At 77.0% G+C, this 9221-nt stretch carries 2 protein-coding genes; both read right to left on the bottom strand.

Features of this window, described 5'->3' with window-relative positions; genetic code table 11:
- The coding region (locus ACFQ11_RS29875; RefSeq protein ID WP_378304690.1) for a type I polyketide synthase at positions 1-3640 on the bottom strand (3640 nt) is incomplete at its 3' end.
- Between the two features lie 24 nt (positions 3641-3664).
- Complete coding sequence (locus ACFQ11_RS29870; protein ID WP_378304688.1) at positions 3665-9190, bottom strand: type I polyketide synthase; 5526 nt, start codon at positions 9188-9190, stop codon at positions 3665-3667.
- Positions 9191-9221 lie beyond the last annotated feature (31 nt).

Genomic DNA, 9221 nt, shown 5'->3' with positions numbered 1-9221 from the left:
CGACGTGCGCGCCGACCCCGCCGGTCCCGCCGGTGATCAGCACCGTGCCGCGGGGGCCGCCCGGCCGGGCCGGCGGGGCCGCCGGCGGCCGCGCCCGCACGAGCCGCGGCGCGTACAGGCCGGCGGGCCGTGCGGCGAGCCGGTCCTCGGCGGTCCCGCCGGCGAGCACGTCGATCACCTGGCGGACGGTGGTCCGGTCGGGCGCGGCGGGCACGTCGAGGACGCCGCCCCACATGTCGGGGGCGTCCAGGGCCAGCACCGTCCCGATGCCCGAGACGACGGCCTGCATCGGGTCGAGGTGCCCGGCGTCCGGTCCCGTCCCCGGCGCGGCGGCCGCGTTCCTGGTCGCGCACCACAGCCGGACGGGCCTCGTCCCGTCGCCGTCCGGTGCCGCGAGCACGTGCAGCGCCCGGACGAGCGTCACCGTGGACAGCACGCCCCGGGACAGCTCGGGAAGGTCCGGGTCGGGGCGGCCGTCCAGGGCGAGCAGGGACAGGACGCCCGCGGGGGCGTCGCCGGCGAGCGCGTCCGCGAGCAGCCGGGCGACCGCTTCGGGGTCGTCGCCCGCCGTGGGGACCGGCACGATCCGGGCGCCGGCGGCGGCCAGCCCGGCGACCAGGACATCCGCCCCCTCCGGTGCCGCCGCGCCGTCCCGTCCGGGCTCGGGTACGGCGACCAGCCAGGTGCCCGGCAGGCCCGCCGCGGGTTCGGCCGTCACCGGGCGCCATTCCACCCGGTACCGCCAGCCCGCCACCCGGGCGTCGTCCCGCGACCGGCTCCACCACGACGACAGGGCCGGGAGGACGGCGTCCACCGCGTCGTGCCCGACGCCCAGCGTCCGGGCCAGGGCGGGGCCGTCCCCGGCGGCGACGTGCTCCCAGAACTCCCCGCCCGGATGCTCGGGCGCGGGCGGCGCGGCGGGCTCCTCGACCGTCCAGTAGTGCCGGTGGTCGAACGCGTACGTGGGGAGCGGGACGCGGCGGCCGTCCGCGCAGCCGCCGGCCCAGCCGGGCAGCATGCCGCGGACGTGCAGTTCGGCCATGGCGGCGAGCAGCCGCTCCGGGCCGCCGTCGCCGCGCCGCAGCGTCCCGGTGACCACCGCGTCGCGGCCGGCGTCCTCCAGCGTCTCCTGCATCCCCATCGAGACGACCGGGTGCGGTCCGACCTCGATGAACGCGGCGTACCCGGCGTCGGCGAGAGTGCGCACCGCGCCCTCGAACCCGACGGTCCGGCGCAAATTCTCGTACCAGTACTCGGGGCCCAGCACGTCCGGCGTCCCGGTGGAGACCCACTCCCCGGTCACCGTGGACAGCAGCGGCAGCCGCCCGGGGCACGGGCGGACGGGCGCGAGGTCGGCCAACAGGCGGTCCCGCAGCGGCTCGACGAGCGACGAGTGGGACGCGTAGTCCACCGGCACGCGGTTGACGCGGACGCCCTCGGCGGCCAGCTCGGCGAGCAGGGCGTCCAGCTCGACCGCGTCGCCGGACACCACCACCGAGCCGGGCCCGTTCACCGCCGCGACGGACAGGCCGCCGGGGCCCGCGGCCAGCCGGTCCCGCACCCGGTCGGCGGGCAGCGCCACCGCGCCCATCCCGCCGTGGCCCGCGAGCAGGTCCGCGATGGCGCGGGAGCGCAGCGCCACGACGCGCGCGCCGTCGTCGAGGGCGAGCAGGCCCGCCACGCAGGCCGCCGCGATCTCCCCCTGGGAGTGGCCGACCACCGCGTCCGGCCGGACGCCGCCCGCCTCCCACTCGGCCGCGAGCGCCACCATGACCGCCCACAGCACCGGCTGGACGACGTCGACCCGCTCGAGCGGGTCCGGCGACGGGTCGCGCAGGACGTCCGTCAGCTTCCAGTCCACGAACGGGGCGAGCGCCTGCTCGCACTCCGCGATCCGCCGGGCGAACTCCGGCGCGGCGTCCAGGAGCGCGGCCGCCATGCCGGGCCACTGCGCCCCCTGCCCGGGGAACACGAACACGGTGCGTCCGTCCAGGTCGGCGACCCCGGTGACGACTCCGTCGCCGGACGTCCCGGCCGCGACGTGGCCGACGCCCGCCAGCAGCTCGCCGCGGTCCCGGCCCACCACGACGGCGCGGTGTTCGAACGCCGCCCGGGTCCGCGCCAGCGAGAACCCCACGTCCGCCGGGGCGAGCCCGGGCCGGTCGCCGAGGTGCGCCAGCAGCCGCGTCGCCTGCCCGCGGAGCGCGCGGGACGAGCGCGCCGACAGCGGCCACGCGACGGCGGCCGGGGCGGGACGCCCGGCGGGCGGCGGGGCGCCCCCCGCGGGTTCGCGGGGAGCCTCCTCCAGGATCACGTGCGCGTTGGTCCCGCTCGCGCCGAACGAGGACACCCCGGAGCGGCGCGGCCGCTCCCCGGCGGGCCACGCGCGCGGCTCGGTGAGCAGCTCGACGGCGCCGGCGGACCAGTCGACCTGCCGGGTCGGCTCCGTCACGTGCAGGGTGCGCGGCAGCGTCCCGCGCCGCATCGCCTCCACCATCTTGATCACCCCGGCGATGCCGGCCGCGGCCTGCGCGTGCCCGAGGTTCGACTTGATCGATCCCAGCCACAGCGGACGGTCCGCGGGCCGGTCCCGCCCGTAGGTCTCCAGCAGCGCCTGCGCCTCGATCGGGTCGCCCAGCACCGTCCCGGTGCCGTGCGCCTCCACCGCGTCCACCTCGTCGGCCGTCACCCGCGCCGCCGCGAGCGCCTCCTCGATGACCCGCACCTGCGCGGGCCCGCTGGGGGCCATCAGCCCGTTGGACGCCCCGTCCTGGTTCAGCGCCGAACCCCGGACCAGCGCCAGCACCTCGTGGCCGAGGCGCCGCGCCCGCGACAGCCGCTCCAGCGCCAGCACGCCGACGCCCTCCGACCAGCCGACGCCGCCGGCGTCCGCGGAGAACGAGCGGCACCGGCCGTCCCGGGACAGGCCGCGCTGCCGGGAGAACTCGATGAACATGCCCGGCGTGCCCATCACCGCGGCGCCGCCGGCCAGCGCCAGCGAGCACTCCCCGGCCCGCAGCGCCCGGACCGCCAGATGCAGCGCCACCAGCGCCGACGAGCACGCCGTGTCCACCGTCACCGCCGGGCCCTCCAGCCCGAACGCGTACGCGACCCGGCCGGAGGCCATGCTGCCGGCGCCCCCGGACTCGGCGTAGTCGTGGTACATCAGGCCGGTGAACACCCCGGTCGCGCTGCCCCGCACCGTCCCGGCGAGCCCGGCCCGCTCCAGCGCCTCCCAGGACACCTCCAGCAGCAGCCGGTGCTGAGGGTCGGTCCGCTCGGCCTCGTTCGGTGACAGCCCGAAGAATCCCGCGTCGAACCGGCCGGCGTCGTGCAGGAAGCCGCCCTCGCGGACGTAGAACCGGCCGGGCGTGCCGGGTTCGGGGTCGTACAGCCCGTCGACGTCCCAGCCGCGGTCGTGCGGGAACGCGCCGACGGCGTCCCGGCCCTCGTCGACCAGGCGCCACAGGTCCCCGGGCGAGGTCACCCCGCCCGGGTAGCGGCAGGCCATGCCGACGATCGCGATCGGCTCGGCGTCGCGCTCCTCGACCTCCCGCAGCCGGTGGCGCGTCCGGCGCAGGTCCGCGGTGGCGCGCCGGAGATAGTCGCGGAGCCTGTCGTTGCGGTCGTCATCGGCCATCGGTCCTCCACCTGCTGGTTCCGGTCAGGAGGCGCCAAGTTCGGCGTCGAGGACGCCGAACAGCTCCTCATCGCTGGCGTCCAGGAGTTCCCCGTCGTCGCCGGCCCCGGCCGGGGCGTCCGGTGACGACCCGGCGTCCGCCCGCCGCTCCCGCCATCGCCGCAGCAGCGCCTCCAGGCGGGCGGTGATCCGGGCGTGCGCCGGGGTCTCCCCCGCGACGCCGGTCAGGGCGTCCTCGAGGCGGTCCGCCGCGGCCAGGACGCCCGCGGCCGGGTCGGCGTCGCCGGACCCGATCCGCCCGGCCAGGTACGCGGCGAGCGCGACCGCGTTCGGCTGGTCGAAGGCCAGCGTGGCCGGCAGCCGCAGCCCCGTGGCGGCGCCGAGGGCGTTGCGCAGCTCCACCGCCGCGAGCGAGTCGAACCCGAGTTCCTGGAACGCGCGGCCGGGTTCGATCCGCTCCGGGCCGTCGTGCCCCAGGACGGCCGCGACGCGGGCCCGCACGAAGGCCAGGATCTCCCGTTCCCGCTCGTCCTCCGGGACGGCGGCCATCCGCTCCCGCCATCCCGTGTCCGCGTCCGCCGGGCCGGGACCGCCGCTCGCACCGGCGCGCGGCGGCGGACGGCGGACGAGGCCGCGCAGCAGCGGCGGCACCCCGTCCGGCCGGTCCCGCAGCGCCACCGGGTCGAGCCGCAGCGGGACGAGCAGCGGGTCGCGGCCGCCCCGCAGCGCGCGGTCGAACAGTTCGAGCCCCTCCTCGGCGGGCATGGGCGGCAGTCCGAGCCGCCGCAGCCGGCGCGTCCCCGCCTCGTCCAGCAGCGCGCCCATCCCGGCGTCGCCGGACCACATCCCCCAGGCCAGCGACGTCGCGGGCAGCCCGTGCGCCGCCCGGTGCGCGGCGAGACCGTCGAGGAAGGCGTTCGCCGCCGCGTAGTTCGCCTGGCCCGCACCGAGCAGCAGCCCCGCCGCCGAGGAGAACAGCACGAACGCCGACACGTCCTCGTCCCGCGTCAGCTCGTGCAGGTGCCAGGCGGCGTGCGCCTTGGCGCGCAGGACCGTCTCCACCCGCTCCGGGGTGAAGGCGGCGAGGACGCCGTTGTCCACGACGCCCGCGGCGTGGACCACCATCGTCAGGGGGCCGCGCGGCGCGGCGAGCAGGTCGCGGACCGCGTCCCGGTCGGACACGTCGCACGCGACGATGCGGACCCGGGCGCCGTGCGCCTCCAGTTCCGCGCGCAGCTCGTCCGCGCCCGGCGCGGCGGGTCCGCGCCTGCTGGTGAGCAGGAGGTCCCGGGCGCCGTGCCGGGCCACCAGCCGGCGCGCCACGAGCGCGCCGAGGCCGCCCGTCCCACCGGTGATCAGGACGGTCCCGTCCGGTGCGGGGGCCGTGCCGTCCGCCGCGTCCTCGCCCGCCGGGTCCTCGCCGGTGCCGTCGTCCGCCAGCCCGGGGACGAGCAGGCGGCCCTCGCGCACCGCCAGTTCGGGCTCGCCCAGCGCGACGGCCTTGGCGATCGCCCGCCGGGAGGCCGGCGCCCCGTCCAGGTCGAGCAGCGCGATCCGCCCGGGATGTTCGGCGGCGGCGGCGCGCAGCAGCCCCCAGAGCGCGGCGCCCGCGAGGTCGGCGACGTCCTCGCCCGGCAGCGCGGCGACCGCGCCCCGGGTCACCGCCATCAGGCGGGACGCCGACCACCGCTCGTCCTCCAGCCAGGACCGCAGCCGGTCCAGGACACCGGACACCGCGTCCGACAGCCGCTCCGGCACCTTCTCCTCGGTCCCGTCCGCCAGGGTGCACGGCAGCAGGACCGTCGCAGGCGGGCCGTCGCCGCCCGGCGCGGTCAGGTCCAGCGGCCCCCCGGCGCCCGGCACGTCACCGAGCCCCGGCTCGGCGACCGCCCACGTCCCCGGCGCCGCGTCCGGGGCGGCGCCGGGCGGCGCCGCCCAGACCAGGCGCAGCAGCCGCGCGCGGCCGGCCGCGGGCGTCCCGGCGAGCCGGCCGGCGGAGATCCTGCGGGCCGTGACCGACCCGACCGACGCGACGGGCGCGCCCTCCGCGTCCCACAGGCGCACCGACACGCCGTCCGGGCCGTCCGGAACGACGCTCACCCGCACCTGCGACGCCCCGGCGGCCCGGAGCACCGCGCCCGACCAGGCGAACGGGATCCAGACCCCGTCCGGCTCCTCCGGGGACGGTGCGCCGCCGGCGCCGAGACGCGCGTGGAACGCGGCGTCGAGCAATGCCGGGTGCAGCCCGAACGACTCCGCCTCGCGGACGTGGTCCGGCGGCAACGCCACCTCGGCGAGCAGCTCGTCGCCATGCCGCCACGCGGCCCGCAGCCCCCGGAAGGCGGGGCCGTAGCCGTAACCGTGCTCGGCCAGCCGCTCGTACACGCCGTCCAGCGGCAGCGGCTCCGCGCCCTCCGGCGGCCAGGCGCCGAGACGCTCCGCCCCGGCGGTGCCGTGGTCGGGCTCGACCGTCCCCTCGGCGTGCAGCGTCCACGGTTCCGCGGGCCCGCCGCCCGCCGGGCGGGAGTGCACGGTGACGCGGCGGCGGCGCGCGTCGTCGGCCTCCGCCACCGTGACCTGGAGGTCGACACCGCCGTCCTCCGGCACGGTCAGCGGCGCGGCCAGCGTGAGTTCCGCCAGGGCCGGGCAGTCCGCCTCCCGTCCGGCGCGCAGCGCCAGCTCCACGAAGCCGGTGCCCGGGAACAGGACGGCACCCAGCACCCGGTGGTCGGCCAGCCAGGGATGGGCGTCCAGCGTCAAGGTGCCCGTCAGGAGCACGCCACCGGATCCGGCCAGCGCCACGGCATCGGGCAGCAGGGGGTGCCCCGCCCGCGTGTCCGCCGCGTCGGCCTCCATCCAGAAGCGGCGGCGCTGGAACGGGTACGTCGGCAGATCCACGTGCCGCGCGGTCGGCGTCCCGGCGAACTCCCGGCGGTCGAGTTCGACGCCGCGCGTCCACAGGTGTGCCATGCCGCGCGCGAACGCCGCGCGCTCACGTCCCTCCTTGTCCGCGAGCGGGACGAACGCCGCGTCGCCGTCCTCGGACAAGCAGTGCGGCCCGGTGGCCGACAACACGGCCGAAGGCCCCACCTCAACAAACGTGCGAACACCCTCACCTTCAAGGGTCCGGACGGCATCGGCGAACCGCACCGTCTCACGCACATTACGCAGCCAATACCCCGGGTCGACGAGCTCCTCATCGGCCCGCTCGCCCGTCACCGTCGACACCAGCGGAATGGTCGGCGGATGGAAGGTGACCGAGGCCAGAACCTCGGCATACTCCTCGAGCATCGGCTCCATCTGCGCCGAATGGAACGCGTGGGAAACCTTCAAGGGGGTGGTCTTGCGGCCCCGGTCCTTCCACTCGGCCGCCACCCGAGCCACCGCGTCCTCATCCCCCGACAGCACCACCGAAGAAGGACCATTCACCGCCGCCACTTCCACCCCGGACGGCAGAACGAGTTCGTCCTCGGACGCCTGCACGGCGACCATCGCCCCACCCGCAGGCAAGGCGCCCATCAACGAAGCACGCGCCCGCACCACCCGGCAGGCGTCCTCCAGGGACCACACCCCCGCCACATGGGCGGCGGTCACCTCACCGATCGAATGACCCGCCACAAAATCCGGGACCACACCCCACGACTCGACCAACCGGAACAACGCCACCTCGAACGCGAACAGACCACACTGCGCATACTCCGTCCGATCCAGCAGCTCCGGGTGCTCCCACACCACCTCCCGCAACCCCGGGAAATGCCCGCACACCTCCTCGAACGCCTCCGCGAACACCGGAAACGCCTCGGACAACCCACGACCCATCCCCGCCCGCTGCGCGCCCTGACCGGAGAACACCACCGCCGAACGGCCTGCGGTTTCCCGGCCGGTCACCACCGCCTGGTCGTGCTCGCCGCCGGCGAGGGCCCGTAGTCCGCGCAGCGCAGACGCGGGCCCGTCCGCCACCACGACGGCGCGGTGGTCGAAGGTCGCCCTGGCCGTGGCCGATGTGAAGGCCAGGTCGGGGACGTGCGGCGCGCTCTCGCGTTCCAAGGCGTCCGCGAGCCGCGCGCCCATGGCGCGGAGCGCGTCGTCGTTCCGTGCCGACACGGCGACGAGAACGGCCGTGTCGGTGGCCGGCGCGCCCGCCGGCTCGTGCCCGGGCTCCTGTTCGGGTTCCGGAGCCTCCTCGACGATCAGGTGCGCGTTGGTGCCGCTGATCCCGAACGACGACACCCCCGCACGCCGCACCCGCCCCGTCTCCGGCCACGCACAATCCTCCGTGACCAGCTCCACCGCCCCCGACGACCAATCCACCTCACCCGACGGCTCATCCACATGCAACGTCCGCGGAACCACACCCCGCCGCAACGCCAGCACCATCTTGATCACACCCGCCACACCCGCGGCCGCCTGCGTGTGCCCCAGATTCGACTTCACCGAACCCAGCAACAACGCACGATCCCGATCCCGCCCATAAACCCCCTGCAACGCCTGCACCTCGATCGGATCACCCAACCGCGTGCCCGTCCCATGCCCCTCCACCACATCCACATCGGACGGCGACAATCCGGCGTCCGCCAGCGCCTCGCGCATCACGCGCTGCTGCGACGGGCCGTTCGGGGTGGAGATGCTGCTGCTGGCGCCGTCCTGGTTCACCGCCGACCCGCGCAACACCGCGAGGACGCGGCGGCCGTTGCGCCGCGCGTCCGACAACCGCTCCAGCACCAGCATGCCGACGCCCTCCGACCAGCCCACGCCGTCGGCGGCCGACGCGTACGCCTTGCAGCGGCCGTCCGGCGCCAGGCCCCGCTGCCGGGAGAAGAGCACGAAGCTGTCGGGGGTCGCCATGACGGTGACGCCGCCGGCCAGCGCCAGCGAGCACTCGCCGCGCCGCAGCGACTGCACCGCCAGATGCAGCGCCACCAGCGACGACGAGCACGCCGTGTCCACCGTCACCGCCGGGCCCTCCAGCCCGAACGTGTACGCGACACGGCCGGACACCAGGCTGCCCGCGCTGCCGTGGCCCGCGTAGCCGTCGAGGGCGGCCGGGATCCGGGGCACGTGCGTCCCGTAGTCGTGGTACATGACGCCCGCGAAGACGCCGGTGTCGCCGCCTCGCAGGGACGCCGGGTCGATGCGCGCGTCCTCGAACGCCTCCCACGAGGTCTCGAGCAGGAGCCGCTGCTGCGGATCCATCGCGAGGGCCTCGCGCGGGCCGATCCCGAAGAAGTCCGCGTCGAAGTCCGCGGCGTCGTGCAGGAACCCGCCCTCGCGCACGTACGCGGTGCCGCTGTGCGAGGGGTCGGGATGGTAGAGGCCGTCCAGGTCCCAGCCGCGGTCGCGGGGGAACCCCGAGACGGCGTCCGCGCCGTCCGCCACGAGCCGCCACAGCCCGGCGGGGCCGGTGGCGCCGCCCGGGAAGCGGCAGCCCATGCCGGTGATCGCGATGGGCTCGCGCGCCCGCCGCTCCGCGTCGGCCAGCCGGCGGCGGGTCTCGCGCAGCTCCCCGGTCGCGCGGCGAAGGTAGTCGACCAGCCGTGCCTCGTCCGTCATCCCGCTCACCCTCCGCCCGGTCCCGGCGCCG

It is taken from the genome of Actinomadura sediminis, from assembly GCF_042675525.1.
In the GTDB taxonomy this organism is placed as follows: Bacteria; Actinomycetota; Actinomycetes; order Streptosporangiales; family Streptosporangiaceae; genus Spirillospora; species Spirillospora sediminis.
Note: the sequence above shows the minus strand (reverse complement) of the source record. Positions and strands in the feature narration are given on the sequence as shown.